General features: G+C 75.9%; 11 protein-coding genes. 10 read left to right on the top strand and 1 reads right to left on the bottom strand.

Annotated features, from left to right (window positions below; genetic code table 11):
• The first annotated feature begins 7 nt into the window (after nt 1–7).
• The 10 genes from HGAM_RS12245 to HGAM_RS12200 all read left to right on the top strand — a co-directional run bounded on the left by HGAM_RS12245 (nt 8) and on the right by HGAM_RS12200 (nt 13,201).
• A complete protein-coding gene (locus HGAM_RS12245) occupies nt 8–1,507 on the top strand; it encodes a SulP family inorganic anion transporter (protein WP_019145791.1) in 1,500 nt (499 codons plus the stop codon).
• A gap of 19 nt (nt 1,508–1,526) precedes the next feature.
• Entirely contained in the window at nt 1,527–2,045 is a 519-nt protein-coding gene (locus HGAM_RS19160) for a YpsA SLOG family protein (RefSeq protein ID WP_019145790.1), read from the top strand.
• Nucleotides 2,042–3,031 (top strand): pirin family protein, encoded by a 990-nt coding sequence (locus HGAM_RS12235; RefSeq protein WP_019145789.1) that lies wholly within the window; start codon nt 2,042–2,044, stop codon nt 3,029–3,031. The genes HGAM_RS19160 and HGAM_RS12235 overlap by 4 nt, the downstream gene beginning before the upstream one ends.
• A 343-nt stretch (nt 3,032–3,374) precedes the next feature.
• Nucleotides 3,375–4,187, top strand: a complete 813-nt coding sequence (locus HGAM_RS19155) for a glycosyltransferase (protein ID WP_019145788.1) — start codon at nt 3,375–3,377, stop codon at nt 4,185–4,187.
• A complete protein-coding gene (locus HGAM_RS12225) occupies nt 4,177–5,349 on the top strand; it encodes a glycosyltransferase (RefSeq protein ID WP_019145787.1) in 1,173 nt (390 codons plus the stop codon). The genes HGAM_RS19155 and HGAM_RS12225 overlap by 11 nt, the downstream gene beginning before the upstream one ends.
• Nucleotides 5,346–6,527 (top strand): glycosyltransferase family protein, encoded by a 1,182-nt coding sequence (locus tag HGAM_RS12220; RefSeq protein ID WP_019145786.1) that lies wholly within the window; start codon nt 5,346–5,348, stop codon nt 6,525–6,527. The genes HGAM_RS12225 and HGAM_RS12220 overlap by 4 nt, the downstream gene beginning before the upstream one ends.
• Nucleotides 6,524–9,364 (top strand): glycosyltransferase family 39 protein, encoded by a 2,841-nt coding sequence (locus tag HGAM_RS12215; protein ID WP_019145785.1) that lies wholly within the window; start codon nt 6,524–6,526, stop codon nt 9,362–9,364. Before HGAM_RS12220 ends, HGAM_RS12215 begins: the two co-directional genes overlap by 4 nt.
• Nucleotides 9,361–10,944, top strand: a complete 1,584-nt coding sequence (locus HGAM_RS20130) for a glycosyltransferase family 2 protein (protein WP_049798258.1) — start codon at nt 9,361–9,363, stop codon at nt 10,942–10,944. The genes HGAM_RS12215 and HGAM_RS20130 overlap by 4 nt, the downstream gene beginning before the upstream one ends.
• A complete protein-coding gene (locus HGAM_RS19145; protein WP_019145784.1) occupies nt 10,941–12,014 on the top strand; it encodes a glycoside hydrolase family 6 protein in 1,074 nt (357 codons plus the stop codon). Before HGAM_RS20130 ends, HGAM_RS19145 begins: the two co-directional genes overlap by 4 nt.
• A complete protein-coding gene (locus tag HGAM_RS12200; RefSeq protein ID WP_019145783.1) occupies nt 12,008–13,201 on the top strand; it encodes a hypothetical protein in 1,194 nt (397 codons plus the stop codon). The genes HGAM_RS19145 and HGAM_RS12200 overlap by 7 nt, the downstream gene beginning before the upstream one ends.
• Here HGAM_RS12200 and HGAM_RS12195 read toward each other — a convergent pair.
• Entirely contained in the window at nt 13,155–13,559 is a 405-nt protein-coding gene (locus HGAM_RS12195) for a PPOX class F420-dependent oxidoreductase (RefSeq protein WP_019145782.1), read from the bottom strand. The two genes, HGAM_RS12200 and HGAM_RS12195, sit on opposite strands and share 47 nt — an antisense overlap.

Genomic DNA, 13,559 nt, shown 5'->3' with positions numbered 1-13,559 from the left:
GAGCCCCATGACGCTGCCCGCCGACGCCTCTCCGCGCGTCCGCGACGTCCTGCGCTCGCCGAGCCTGCTGCGCACCGAGGTGCTCGCCGGACTCGTCGTCGCGCTGGCTCTGATCCCCGAGGCGATCTCGTTCTCGATCATCGCCGGCGTCGACCCGCAGGTCGGCCTGTTCGCCTCGTTCACCATGGCGGTGACGATCGCCTTCCTCGGCGGCCGCCCGGCGATGATCTCGGCCGCCACAGGTGCCGTCGCGCTGGTCGTCGCGCCGCTCGTGGACAGCCACGGGCTCGACCACCTCATCGCCGCGGTGATCCTCGGCGGCGTCATCCAGGTCGTGCTCGCGCTGCTCGGCGTCGCCCGGCTCATGCGGTTCATCCCGCGCTCGGTCATGGTCGGCTTCGTCAACGCGCTGGCCATCCTCATCTTCCTCGCCCAGCTGCCGCACCTGGTGGACGTGCCGTGGGTCGTGTACCCGCTGGTGCTGGCCGGCATCGCCATGATCGCGACGCTGCCCCGCGTCACGTCGGTCGTGCCCGCCCCGCTGGTGGCGATCATCGTCATCACCGTCGTCGTGCTGGTGTGGGGCCGTGACGTGCCCGATGTCGGCGACGAGGGCGCCCTGCCCGACAGCCTGCCGTCGCTGCTCGTGCCCGACGTGCCGTTCACCCTGGAGACGCTGCGGGTGATCGCGCCCTACGCGCTGGGCCTCGCGCTCGTCGGCCTGCTGGAGTCGCTGCTGACCGCCAAGCTCGTCGACGACGTGACCGACACCGGCTCGGACAAAACTCGCGAGGCGTGGGGCCAGGGCGGCGCGAACATCGTCACCGGCTTCTTCGGCGGCATGGGCGGCTGCGCCATGATCGGCCAGACGATGATCAACGTGAAGGCGTCCGGCGCCCGCTCGCGGGTGTCGACGTTCCTGGCCGGCGCCTTCCTGCTCGTGCTCGTCGTGGGCCTCGGCGACGTGGTGGCGGCGATCCCGATGGCGGCCCTCGTCGCGGTGATGATCATGGTCTCGGTCGGGACGTTCGACTGGCACAGCGTCCGGCCGGCGACGCTGCGCCGCATGCCCTGGTCGGAGACCCTCGTCATGCTCGTGACCGTGGCGGTCGTCGTGGCCACCCACAACCTCGCGATCGGCGTGGCCGTCGGCGTGCTGGTGGCCATGACCCTGTTCGCGCGCCGCGTCGCCCACGTGACCCAGGTCGACCGCTCGCTCGTCCACGGGGCCGAGGGGGAGACCGCGATCTACCGGGTCACGGGGCAGCTGTTCTTCGCGTCGAGCAACGACCTCTACGCCCAGTTCGACTACGCCCACGACCCCGACCGCGTCGTCGTCGACCTGTCCGGCGCCCAGGTGTGGGACGCCTCGACGGTCGCGGCGCTCGACGCGGTCGAGACCAAGTACGGCCGCAAGGGCAAGCAGGTGCGCATCGTCGGCCTGAGCGGCCCCAGCGCCCAGCGGCACGCCCGGCTGTCCGGCCACCTCGGCGGCGAGCAGCCCTGACGGCTGCGACCCTGGGGCGATGAGCGTCGTGCGCGTCGTGTCCGGGGGACAGACCGGCGTCGACCGGGCCGGCCTGGAGGCCGCCGTCCGGCTCGGCCTGTCGTACGCCGGCTGGTGCCCCCGCGGCGGCCGGGCCGAGGACGCGCCGGAGCCGCCCGGGGTCCGGCTGCGGTTCCCGCGGCTGCGCGAGACCGACACGGCCGACCCGGCCGTCCGCACCCGGCTGAACGTGCGCGACAGCGACGCCGTGCTGGTGCTGCGGCCCGCCCACGTCGCCTCGCCGGGCACCGACCTGACGCTCGTCGAGGCGGGCCTGCTCGGCCGCCCGGTGCTCGTCGCCGACCCGCGCGACGGCCGGGCCGTGCGCACGTGGCTGGAGGCCCTGCCCGGCGACGTGGCCCTGGACGTGGCGGGGCCGCGCGAGAGCGAGTGCCCGGGCGTCGGCGCCACGGCCCTGCGCACCCTGCTCGACGTGCTGGCCCGCCGGCCACCCGGCGTGCCCGGGCCGGATAGGTTGACCGCGAGGGAGGCCCCATGACGAACCTTGACCCGCGGCCCGACGAGCAGCGCTGCACGGCCGAGCCCGCGCCCGCCGGCGTCGAGCTGGTGCCGCCGCGCGACGTGCCCCTGGGCGGTCCACGAGCCATGACGGTGCGCCGCACGCTTCCCTCCCGCGGACGCTCGCTGGTCGGCCCGTTCTGCTTCGCCGACCACTACGGTCCCGACGACATCGCGCAGACCGGCGGCATGGACGTCCCGCCGCACCCGCACATCGGCCTGCAGACGGTCACCTGGCTGTTCGAGGGCCGGGTGCTGCACCAGGACGCCCTCGGGTCCGTGCAGACAGTCGAGCCGGGCCAGCTGAGCCTCATGACGTCCGGGCACGGCATCAGTCACTCCGAGGAGGGCACGCTCGCGCGGTTCCCGCAGCAGGGCGTGCTGCACGGCTACCAGCTGTGGACCGCCCTGCCCGAGGACGCCCGCCACGGTGCGCAGGCGTTCGAGCACGTCGCCGACCCGCCGGTCGTCGACGTCGACGGCGCCCGCGTGCAGGTGTTCCTGGGCTCGCTGGCCGGCGCCACGTCACCGGCTCGCGCCTACTCGCCGCTCGTGGCCGCGCAGGTCGACGTGCCCGCCGGCACCACCGTGCGGCTCCCGGTCGACCCGGCGTTCGAGCACGGCGTGCTCCTGGACGCCGGCGACCTGACCGTCGCCGGGCAGCCGGTCGAGCCGGCCTGGCTGGCGTACACCGGCCCCGGCCGCGACGTCCTCGAGCTGCGCGCCGGCGAGCGAGACGTCCGCGCCGTGCTGATCGGCGGGGAGCCGTTCGGCGAGCAGGTGCTCATGTGGTGGAACTTCGTCGGCCGCACGCACGAGGAGGTCGTCGAGGCCCGCGACCAGTGGCAGGCGGCGATCGCCGGCGACCCGGTCGGCGTCGCCCGCTTCGGCACCGTGCCCGGTCACGGCGGCGCGCCGCTGCCCGCGCCCGCGCTGCCGCACGTCCGGCTGCGCCCGCGCGAGTAGCTCCGCAGGGGTGCCGGACCCGGCCGGCACCATGAGAGCATTCTCATTCCGCCCCGGAATCCCGGGGTTTCCGGCCACCTGGCGGTGACCTTCGTCACCGACCGGCGTGTTGAGGTTGTGACTCCCGGCGATGCCGCGCAGTCTGGATGAAGAGCCGGGCAGGCACACGCTGCCGCCCCCGAACCGGCCGAGCTGAACGAAGCAGGAGCAGGGTCACCGACGACCCGTCCCGAGACGCCTCGCGTCCCGGCGGACCGTACGCCGCGTCCGCACCGACCAGCCGCCCGTCCCCTCACGTCCCGAGACGCGTACACGCACGCCCGTGTCCCTCCAGGAGCGACCCATGACCCTCGAGATCGTCATCCCCGCGCACAACGAGCAGCACCGCATCGGCCGCACGCTCGGCGCCTACAGCAACGACCTGATCGGCGACGACCTGCGCATCACCGTCGCGCTGGACGACTGCACCGACCAGACCCGGCTGGTGGTCGACCAGCACGCGCTGCGCGACCACCGGGTCCGCGCCGTCGAGTACCCCCGCCTCGGCAAGGGCGGGGTGATCAACGAGGCGTTCCGGCGCAGCGACGCGGACGTCATCGCGTTCGTCGACGCCGACTGCTCCACCCCGCCGGCCGAGGTCGAGCTGCTCGCCGAGACGCTCCGCGTCACCGGCGCCGACCTGGCCATCGCGTCGCGGTGGCACCCCGCGTCGGTGCTGCCCAAGCCCCGGTCGCTGGCCCGGCGGGTCGCGAGCGCCGGGTTCGCCCGGGCCGTGCGCACCGTGTTCGGCCTGCCGTTCCACGACACCCAGTGCGGCGCGAAGGTCATCACCCACCAGGCGGCCGAGCGCATCATGCCGCTGGTCAGCTCGCGCGACTTCGTCTTCGACGTCGACATGCTGGTCACCGCCCGGGCGCTCGGTCTCACCGTGGCCGAGGCGCCGACCGTCTGGATCGACCGCGAGGGCTCGCGCGTCCAGGTGCTGCGCGACACCGCGCGCATGGCCGCCTCGCTCGGCCGGCTCTGGCTGCACCACCGCATCGTCCCGGTGCGGATGCCCGCCCGCGGCGTCCTCGACCCGCCTCCGCACGACCCCGCCCCGTCGCCCGCCGGCCCCGCGCCGGCCGCCCAGGAGGGAACCGTCCATGCGTCCTGACGTCACCCTGATCAGCCCGTACCCGCGCCTCGGCAACCGCCACGACGGCGAGAGCGGCGTGGCCTCGTACACCGCCAACCTGGCCCACGCCCTGAGCGACGCGGGCGCCCGCGTCTGCGTCGTCGCCCCCGAGGTCGCCGGCGAGCCCGCGGTCGGCCACGACGGCCCGGTCGAGGTGCGGCGCGCCTTCCGCACCGGCCACGCCCGCGCCGTGCCGCAGGCGCTCGCCGCCGCCCGGGCGACCGAGCCGCGCCACGTGCACCTGCAGCACGAGTTGTTCCTGTACTCCGGCGCCTCCGGCCTGCCCGCCACCATGGCGGCGCTGGCGCGCAACAAGGCGTCCGGCCCGCCGACCACGATCACGATGCACCAGGTCGTGCGCCCGTCCGCCGTCACGTCCGACTACACCGCCATGCACCGGGTCGCCGTGCCGCCGGTCGCCGCGCGGGCCGCCATCGCCGGCGTCCAGCGCGTCCTGCCGCGGCTCGCGGACACCGTGCTCGTCCACGAGCCGTCCTTCCGCGAGGTCGTGCGCGGCGCCGTGGTGGTGCCGCACGGCATCGAGGTGCCGGCCGAGACGCCCGAGACGCCCTCGGACGTGCGGCGCCGGCTCGGCGTGCCCGCCGACGACTTCGTGGCCCTGTGCTTCGGCTTCGTCGCGCCGTACAAGGGCCTGGAGACCGCCCTCGAGGCCGGCGAGCTGGCCGGCGCGCCCGTGCACGTCGTGGTGGCCGGCGGCCCGCACCCGCGGCTCGCCGCCCAGGGCGACGACTACGCCGACCGGCTCAAGCGCCGTTGGGGCGGCACGAGCAGCTTCACCGGCTACGTGCCGGACGAGCAGGTCGCCGACTGGTTCCGCGCCGCGGACGTCGCTCTGCAGTGCTACCCCGAGCCGCACGCGTCCAGCGGGCCGCTCGCCCTCGCGCTGGCCCACCGCACCCCGGTGCTGCTGTCGCGCCGCCTCGGCGAGGTCGTGGGCGCCAGCCCCGAGCTGACAGTCGCCGACGGGCCGGCCGCGTGGGCCGACCGGCTCCGCACCCTGGCCGCCAGCCCGCAGGCGCTCGCCGCCGTCCGGGCCGAGGTCGGGTCCATGGCCGCCGACCGCACGTGGCCGGCCGTCGCCCGCCGCCACCTGGCTGTCTACGAGGGGAGGACCCGATGAGCGTGCTCGTGCTGCAGACCACCCGCCACCGCGACGTCGCCGACGACGCCGCCCTGGGCGCGGTCGCGCAGGCGCTGTTCCCCGCGAACGTCGTCGCCGCGACCGCCGACCCGGAGCGGACGTCCCGCGCCACCGACCTCCCCGTCGTCCCGGCGACGTCGGCCTCGTTGCTGCGCCTGATGACCACCGTCGACACCCTCGTCGTGCTGGGCGGCCGTCCGCTCCAGGCCGACGCCGGCACCGAGACCCTCGGCCTGTCCGCGATCTACTCGGTCGCCACCGCCTACCGGCTCGCCGGCAAGCGTGTCGCCCTCGTCGGCGTCGGCGCCGGCGAGACGACCGGCCGCGGCGGACGCCTGGTGCGCCAGACCGTCCTGGGCAGCGCCCTCACGGTGCTGGACTCCGACGCCTCCGCCGCGCACGTCGCTTCGGTCGGCGTGCCGCCGCCGTTCCGTGTCGGACCCGACCTCGCCTGGCTCGACCTGCAGGCGCCCCCGCCGCCGGCGGCGCCCGGCGGGCCCGTCCGCGTGCCGCTGGGCGCCGACGCGCTGGCCGCCGCCGGGGGAGCCGACGCCCTGACGGCGCTGCTCGTGCCGGTGCTGGACGCCGTGCGCGCCCAGCGTCCGTCCGCCGGCGACGTCGTCGTGCAGGCCCGCCGCCGGGGCGAGAGCGCCGGCGACGACCTGGACGCCGCCGACAGCCTCGCCACCGCGCTGACCGCCGCCGGGGCGGCGGCGACGGTCGAGCCCGCGGCCCCGACGCTCCGGGCCCGTCGTGACGAGCTCGGCCGCAGCAGCTTCGCGCTGTGCGGCGACCCGCGCACGCTCATGGCCGCCGCCGCGGCCGGCGTGCCGGTGCTGGGCTGGGCTGCCGACGCCCGCGGTCGCGCCGCGGCCAGAGAGCTCGAGGTGCCACTCGTCGGTGGCACCGACGACCTGCCCGGCGGCGTCGAGCTCGCCGTCGAGACGGCAGCCGGCCGGGCCGGCTCGGTGCACTCGGCCGCCCGTCGTCACGTGGCCGCCGCCGGCGACGTGCTGGACCTGCTGACCCTGCTGGTCAGCGAGGGCGACGCGGCCACGCACCCCACGGCGTCCGGCGCCGCCGGACCGGCTCCGCGTCCCGGCGAGGACGGCCGGTCCGCGCCGAGCGGCCTGCGCCCTCCGGGGGTGACGCGATGACCACCGTCACCTCGTCCCGGGTCCGTTCCCGGACCCACGCCCCGGCACCCTCGGGCGTCCGCACCGCGACCCGGCGCCAGTCCGTGGCGCTGCTGGGCCAGCTCGCCGCCGGTGCCGGCAACCTCGTGGTCAGCGTGCTGCTGGCCCGCGTCCTGCTTCCCGGCGAGTACGCCGAGCTCACCGCCTTCCTGGCCGGCTACGTGCTGCTGCACACGGTCGCGTCCAGCGTCACCGCCGCCACGGCGCTCGACCCCGACCTGCACGGACGGCTGCGCGACCGCGCCGCCATGGCCGGACTGGCCGTCACCGTGGCCGGCGTCCTGGCCACGCCGCTGCTGTCGGACGCGCTCGGCCTGTCCCCGGTGCTGGTGCTCCTGCTGGCCTGGTCGGCGCCGTCCGCCACGCTCCTGGCCCTCGCCCGCGGACGCCTCTACGGCCTCGGCCGCGCCGGTGGCACGGCCGCCGCGCTGGTCACCGAGCCGCTCGTCCGCGGCGCGGTCGGCCTGGCGCTGGCGCCCGTGATCGGGCCGGCCGGCGCGGCCGCCGGCGTCGTCGCCGCGGGCTACCTGTCGCTGCTCGTCGCCCTGCTCGCTGGGCGAGGCGGGGACGCCGCGACGGTGCGCGCCGCCCACGGGCGCACGTCCGCCGCGGTGACGATCGCGTTCCTGCTCGTCGCCGTGATGGCGGCGCAGGACGTCGTCGTCGCGAACCGGTTGCTCGCCGGCGACGAGGCCGGCTTCGTCGCGGCCGTCGCCACGATCGGCGGAGCCGCGTACTTCGCCACCGCCACGATCCCGATGGTGCTCATGCCCAGCGGCGGCGACGAGTCCTCGCGCGGCTCGCTGGCCGTGGCGCTCGGCGCCGCCACCGCGGTCTCGCTCGGCCTCGTCGCGGCCGTCGCCCTCGTGCCCGCCTCGCTGTTCGCGCAGGTGCTGGGGGAGCGGTACGCCGAGGTCGGCCCGTACGCGACCGGCTACGTCGGCGCCATGGCCGCGCTCGGCGTGGCCAAGGTGCTGGCCGCCCGGCTGTGCATGACCGGTCGCAGCCCGGTCGCCGCCGTCCTGGCCGGCCTGGCCGTCGTCGTCCAGCTGACGCTGCTGCTCCGAGCGGACGACGTCGCGGACGTCGTGGGCGCCACGGCGGCCGCTGCCGCCCTGTTCCTGGTCACCTGCGCCGCGGCGACCCTGCTCGCGCCGGCGCGCACGCCGGTCGTTGCCCGGTCGGTCCCGACCGTGGTCACGCCGCCGCGGGCCGCGGTCGCCGATGCCCCCGCCGATGCCGACTCCGGCCGCGACGCGCCGGCCGCGCACCGGCACCCCCGCCGCTCGTGGGGTGCTCTGCTGCGCGACGGCTGGCCGCTGCTCGTCGCCCTGGTCGTGGGCACGGCCCTGCGGCTCATGGTCACGCGCTCCATCTGGCTGGACGAGGCCATCTCGATCCGCCAGGTCCAGCAGCCGCTCGGCACGATGCTGGTCGACCTGCGCGAGAACGACGTCCACCCGCCCGGGTTCAACCTGATCCTGTGGGCGGTCGTCCAGGCCACCGGCAGCACGTCCGAGCTCGTCGTCCGGCTGCCCAGCCTGATCGCCGGCGTCGCGCTGATCGCCGTGTTCTGGGCGATGGGCCGCGACCTGTGGGACCGCCGGACCGGCATCGTCGCCGCGCTCGTCGTGGCCGTCGCCCCGGTCGCGGTCTGGTACGCCCAGGAAGCCCGCATGTACTCGCTGTGGATGCTGGCCACGACTGTCGCGCTGTGGATGCAGGTGCGCATCCTGCGCGACGCCCGCGACGGCGGGCGCGGCCGCTGGCGCGACTGGATGGTCTTCGTGCTGTCGAGCACCGCGCTCGTCTACCTGCAGTGGTTCGCGGTGCTGCCCGTGATCGTGCAGCACGTCCTGTTCCTGGGCTGCCTGTGCCGGGCCGACCTGCGCCGCCTCGCCCCGCGCTGGATCGTGTCGGTCCTGGCGTCGCTGGCGCTGTTCGCCCCGCTGGTGCCGTTCCTGCTCGCCCAGGCGCGCAGCGTCCTGTCGGCCTCGTCGACGACGCCCGGCCAGACCGGCGTCGGCGCCTCCGAGGTCGTCGGCGACAGCCCCGACGTCTACGCCGTGCTCGCGAACACCATCTGGTCGCTGTGGGGCTACCACGCCGACGAGCTGATGGTGCAGGCCAGCGCGCTGTGGCCGGTGCTGCTCCTGCTCTGCCTGGCCGCCCTCGGCCGGGGCCGCTCGATCCCGGTCGGCGTGCTCGTCGCCGCCGCCGTGCTGCCGGTCGTCGTGCTGTTCGGCATCGGCTTCGAGCGCCGCCAGCTGTTCGAGCTGCGCTACTTCACCAGCACGGTGCCGGTGCTCCTGCTGCTCGTCTCGCGGCTCGTCGCGACCTGGGCCCGCGGCCCGGTGAGCCGGCTCGTGCTGCCCGGCGTCGTCGTGGTGTCGCTGCTGGCCGGCCTGGCCGACCAGCAGGTCAACCAGTCCAACCCGCGCACCTACGACTTCCGCGGCGCCGTGTCGTGGGTCGAGCGCACCGCCGAGCCGGGCGACCTCATGCTCTACGCGCCCGCGTTCCTGGAGGACGAGCTCGCCTACTACTCCGCGGGCATCCGCGCCGAGTCCACCGCCAGCCTGCAGCCCGGCACCCCCGGCCTCGGCCTGCCCCGGACGCTCGGCCCGGACGACTCGATCTTCGTGTTCGCCAGCTTCCTGGACGAGCAGGGCACCTCGGGCCAGGTGGGGCAGACCCTCGCCCAGCTCGAGCAGCAGGGCTGGACCCGCACCGACACCCACAAGGTGGCCAACGTGACCGTCTGGCAGCTGACCCACGACAAGGAGGTCGCGCAGTGACCCACGCGCCCGCTCCGACCGCCGCCACCACGGCCGCGGTCCTCCACCCGCCGAACCGGCGCCGCGTGCAGCTGCTCGTCGCGCTCGCCCTGACCGCGTCGGCCTGGTACTTCTCCTGGCTGCTCGTGCCCGGGCGCATCGGCAACCCCTGGCTGTACGGCCTGCTGGTCGTCGCCGAGGTGTTCAACGTCGTCCAGGCCCTCGGGTTCTGGTGGACGCTCCTGCACGACCGGCCGCGACGTCGTCCCGTGCCTCCGCCGCACTGGACGACCGTGGACGTGCTGGTGCCGCGCTACGACGAGCCGGTCTCGGTGGTCGAGCCGGTCGTCGCCGCGGCCACCGCCCTGCGCGGCGCCGACGTGCGGGTGCACCTGCTCGACGACGGCGACGACCCCGAGATGGCGGCGCTCGCCGCCCGGCACGGCGTCGGCTACGTGACGCGCGACGACCATTCCGGCGCCAAGGCGGGCAACATCAACCACGCCCTGGGCCAGGTCGACGGCGAGCTGGTGCTCGTCCTGGACTGCGACCACGTGCCGCACCCCGAGCTGCTGCGCCGCACCATGGGCCACCTGGCCGACGAGAAGGTCGCGTTCGTCCAGACGCCGCAGTACTACGCCAACGCCGACCGCAACCCGGTCGCGGCGGCCGCCTGGTCGCAGCAGGCGCTGTTCTTCGGCTCGATCGCCCGCGGCAAGGCCGACCTCGGCGCGATGTTCTGCTGCGGCACGAACGTGCTGTTCCGCCGCGCCGCGCTCGACGACGTCGGCGGCTTCCCGCAGGACTCGATCACCGAGGACTTCGAGCTGTCGCTGCGGCTGCACCAGCGCGGCTGGCGCTCGGAGTACGTCGCCGAGGTGCTCGTGCAGGGCCTGGGCCCCGAGGACATGTCGGCGTACGTCGGCCAGCAGCTGCGCTGGGCCCGCGGGTGCCTGTCGGCGCTCGGCCGCGGCCTGACCGCGCGGCTGCCGTGGCGCACGCGCCTGCAGTACGTGCTGTCGAGCATGTACTTCCTCAGCGGCTGGACCGTGCTGGTCTACGTGTCCCTGCCGATCGTCCGCATCCTCACCGGCGAGCAGGCTGTCGCCGCCGCCAGCGCGGACTCGTTCCTGCTGCACTTCGCGCCGTACTTCGTGCTGTCCATCGCCACGGTCGCGGTGGGCGGGGCCGGCACCTACGCCTTCTCGGCGTTCGCGCTCGCGTCGGCGTCCTGCTGGATCCACGTGGTGGCGTCGCTGCAGGTCCTCACCCGGCGCAAGGGACGCTTCGTCGTCACGCCCAAGGACGGCGCCGGCCTGTGGCAGCCGCTCTCGGTGTGGCCCGGGCTGGTTCTGTGCCTGGCGTTGCTCGGCACGGCCGGCTGGGGCCTGGTTCAGAGCCGCGACGCCGGCATGCTCAACAACGTCGCGTTCTGCCTGCTCCACGTGCTCGTCATCGGCACCGGCATCTCGTGGGCACTGCGCCCGCGGTTCTTGGAGCGTCGCGCCTCCGCCGTCGCGCCGGGCGAGTCGCGCTGGCAGTCCGCCGACGGGCGTCCGCACGACGACGACGTCGTGGGCCGCCTGGTGCCGGCCCCGTGAGCCGCGTCAGCGACCTGGTCGCTCCGGCCGTCGCCGCCCTGCTCCTGCTGGGGGCGTGCAGCGGATCGGGCTACGACACCGGCGCGCCCGGGCCCAGTGCCACCCGCACGCCCGACGCCGAGTGCGTCGACGCCGCCCAGGAGATGGACGCACCGGCGTCGTTCGAGGACGACCTGAGCCCGGCGTCGCCGGACTCGCCGTTCGACGACGCCGAGCCGTGGGGCCCTCCGGCCCCGCCCGTGGCCGAGGAGGCGGAGGTCGACCGCGACCGGGTGCAGCGCGTGCTGGAGCAGCCGCACGGCGTCTGGCTGACGGACCCCGCGCAGCCCGCCGAGGAGGTCCGCCGGGACGTCGCCCGCACCGTGCGCGACGCCGCGGCTGACGGCGGCGTGGCGACGCTCGTCGTCTACGGCGTCCCGCTGCGCGACTGCGGCGGCGAGTCCGGCGGCGGCGCCGAGTCCGGCGAGCAGTACGCCGCCTGGACGCGCGCGGTCGCCGACGGTCTGCGTGACGGACGACCCCAGGACGGCCCGGGTGTCGCCGTCGTGCTCGAGCCCGACGCACTGGCGTTCCTGGGCCGCCTGCCCGAGGCACGCCGGCAGGAGCGGCTCGAGCTGCTGCGTTCGGCGACGTCCGCGTTCTCGCGGGTCCCGTCGACCGCCGTCTACCTCGACGCCGGCCACAGCGACTGGGTGGAGCCGGACGTCATGGCCGAGCGGCTCGCCGACGCCGGCGTCGCCGCGGCTCGCGGCTTCTCGGTCAACGTCTCCGGCTTCGGCCGCACCGACGACGAGGTCGACTACGGCCGCGAGATCAGCCCGACCGTCGGCTGGAAGCCGTTCGTCGTCGACACCGGGCGCAACGGCGACGGGCCGCAGGACACGTGGTGCAACCCGGAGGGCGCCGCCCTGGGCGAGCGGCCCGAGTCCGCGCCGCGGGAGCTCGTCGACGCCTTCCTGTGGGTCAAGCCGCCGGGGGAGTCCGACGGCTCCTGCGAGGACGGGCAGCCGCCCGCAGGCGAGCCGTTCCCCGAGCAGGCCGACCGGATGGCCGAGGCGGCCGGATGGTGACCCGCGTGCCGGTGCGCGACCGCACCTGGGAGCGGTTCCGCACCGCGCGCGCCGCCGGGCCGCTCCACGTGCCCGACGCCGCCGAGGTGCGCGACCGGTTGCGGACGCTCGCGCTGCGCTCGCCGGACCATCCGGTGCTGGGCCGGCTCGACGGACACCGTCTCGTCCCTGCCGGTGACCTCGAGGCCCACCTGCGCGAGCTCGTGGTCGAGGTTCCGGACGACCTGGACGCCGACGCCCTGACCGCGCGGCTCGTCGCCGACCCGCGCGAGGAGCTCCCGCTCCGGCTCGTGCTGGCGCCGAACGCGGCCGGCATGGACGTCGCGCACGTGCTGGCCGACGGCGCCACCGCGAACGGCTGGTTCCGCTGGCTGCTCGGCGACGACGTCCCGCCGCCGGACGCGCCGTCCCTCCGCTTCCCGCTGCTGCGGGCGGGTCTCGCCCTGGCCGCCCGGCCCCGACGAGCCGCGCGAGCGGTCCGCGGCGCGGTGCCCCTGGGCCCGCCGGACGAGCGTCCGCACCGGCCCGCCGACCTGGGCTCGGTCCGGGTGGCGTCGGCGGTCGTCCCCGCGGCCACCCTCGATGTGATGCGGGCGTGGCGCGACGAGCACGCGCCGGGCACGTCGGCCGCCTCGGTGCTCATGGCCCGCACCGCGGCGGCGCTCGCCGAGCGGCTTCCGCTCGGGCCGGGCGTGCGCGTGATGATGGACGGCCGCCGCTACCTGCCGGGCGAGGGCCGGGTCGCGGGCAACTTCGCCACCGGGCCGTACCTCGACGTCGACCCCACCGACCCGGTCGCCCTCGGCGCCTCCGTGTCACGAGCTGCGACGGACGGGACGCCGCTGGTGCTGCTCGCCGCGCTGACCGCTCGCAACCTCGTGCGTGGTCCCGGGCGGGCACCGGCGACGGCCGGCCAGCCGCCGAGGGCGGACGTCACCCTGAGCCACCAGGGCCGGCTCGACCTGTCCGGCCTGCCGTGGCGCGACAGGGGCGAGGCCGCGTTCGTGGTCGCCGGGCGGCCGGCGGGACCCGAGGCGGTCACCGTGTGCTTCGTGCCGACCCCGGCGGGGGTGCACGTCACCGCCACGGCGGGCGACGGCGTGCTCGACGCGGCCGCGGTGCGGGCCGCGGTGGCGTCGCTCAGCGACGCGGGTGCAGCAGGCCCGCCTGGCCCATCACGTCGGTGACGGTCACCTCGAGCACCACGCGCTGCGGGTTCACCCGCGGCGGGCGGTAGCGCTCGGCGTAGCGGGCCTCGGCGTCGGCGACGGACTCCGGGTCGTCGAGCACGCGCGCCGGCCCGCCGAGCGTCAGCCAACGCGCCCGGTCGACCTGGCACACGGTGGCGTGGCCGGCGCGGGCCACGTTGAGCGCCTTCTGGCTCGTGCCGCTCGTGATGACGCGGACGATCCCGTCGGCATAGGTGAACCCGACCGGCACGACGTGCGGACGTCCGTCCTGGCGCAGCGTGGTCAGCGTCGCCAGGTGGTACTCGGCCAGGAACGCATGCGCGTCGTCGGTGAGCCGCTCGATGCCCTTGGTCAT

The sequence above is a fragment of the Aeromicrobium massiliense JC14 genome (genome assembly GCF_000312105.1).
Classification (GTDB): domain Bacteria; phylum Actinomycetota; class Actinomycetes; order Propionibacteriales; family Nocardioidaceae; genus Aeromicrobium; species Aeromicrobium massiliense.
The sequence above is the reverse complement of the archived record's forward strand: the minus strand, read 5'-3'. Positions and strand labels throughout refer to the sequence as shown.

Excerpts from the sequence above, each read along its gene's own strand:
- HGAM_RS12225 (WP_019145787.1), top strand. The coding sequence starts at position 4,177 with ATGCGTCCTGACGTCACCCTGATCAGCCCGTACCCGCGCCTCGGCAAC.
- HGAM_RS12235 (WP_019145789.1), top strand. The coding sequence starts at position 2,042 with ATGACGAACCTTGACCCGCGGCCCGACGAGCAGCGCTGCACGGCCGAG.
- HGAM_RS19155 (WP_019145788.1), top strand. The coding sequence starts at position 3,375 with ATGACCCTCGAGATCGTCATCCCCGCGCACAACGAGCAGCACCGCATC.
- HGAM_RS12220 (WP_019145786.1), top strand. The coding sequence starts at position 5,346 with ATGAGCGTGCTCGTGCTGCAGACCACCCGCCACCGCGACGTCGCCGAC.
- HGAM_RS12245 (WP_019145791.1), top strand. The coding sequence starts at position 8 with ATGACGCTGCCCGCCGACGCCTCTCCGCGCGTCCGCGACGTCCTGCGC.
- HGAM_RS12195 (WP_019145782.1), bottom strand. The coding sequence starts at position 13,559 with ATGACCAAGGGCATCGAGCGGCTCACCGACGACGCGCATGCGTTCCTG.
- HGAM_RS12200 (WP_019145783.1), top strand. The coding sequence starts at position 12,008 with ATGGTGACCCGCGTGCCGGTGCGCGACCGCACCTGGGAGCGGTTCCGC.
- HGAM_RS19160 (WP_019145790.1), top strand. The coding sequence starts at position 1,527 with ATGAGCGTCGTGCGCGTCGTGTCCGGGGGACAGACCGGCGTCGACCGG.
- HGAM_RS12215 (WP_019145785.1), top strand. The coding sequence starts at position 6,524 with ATGACCACCGTCACCTCGTCCCGGGTCCGTTCCCGGACCCACGCCCCG.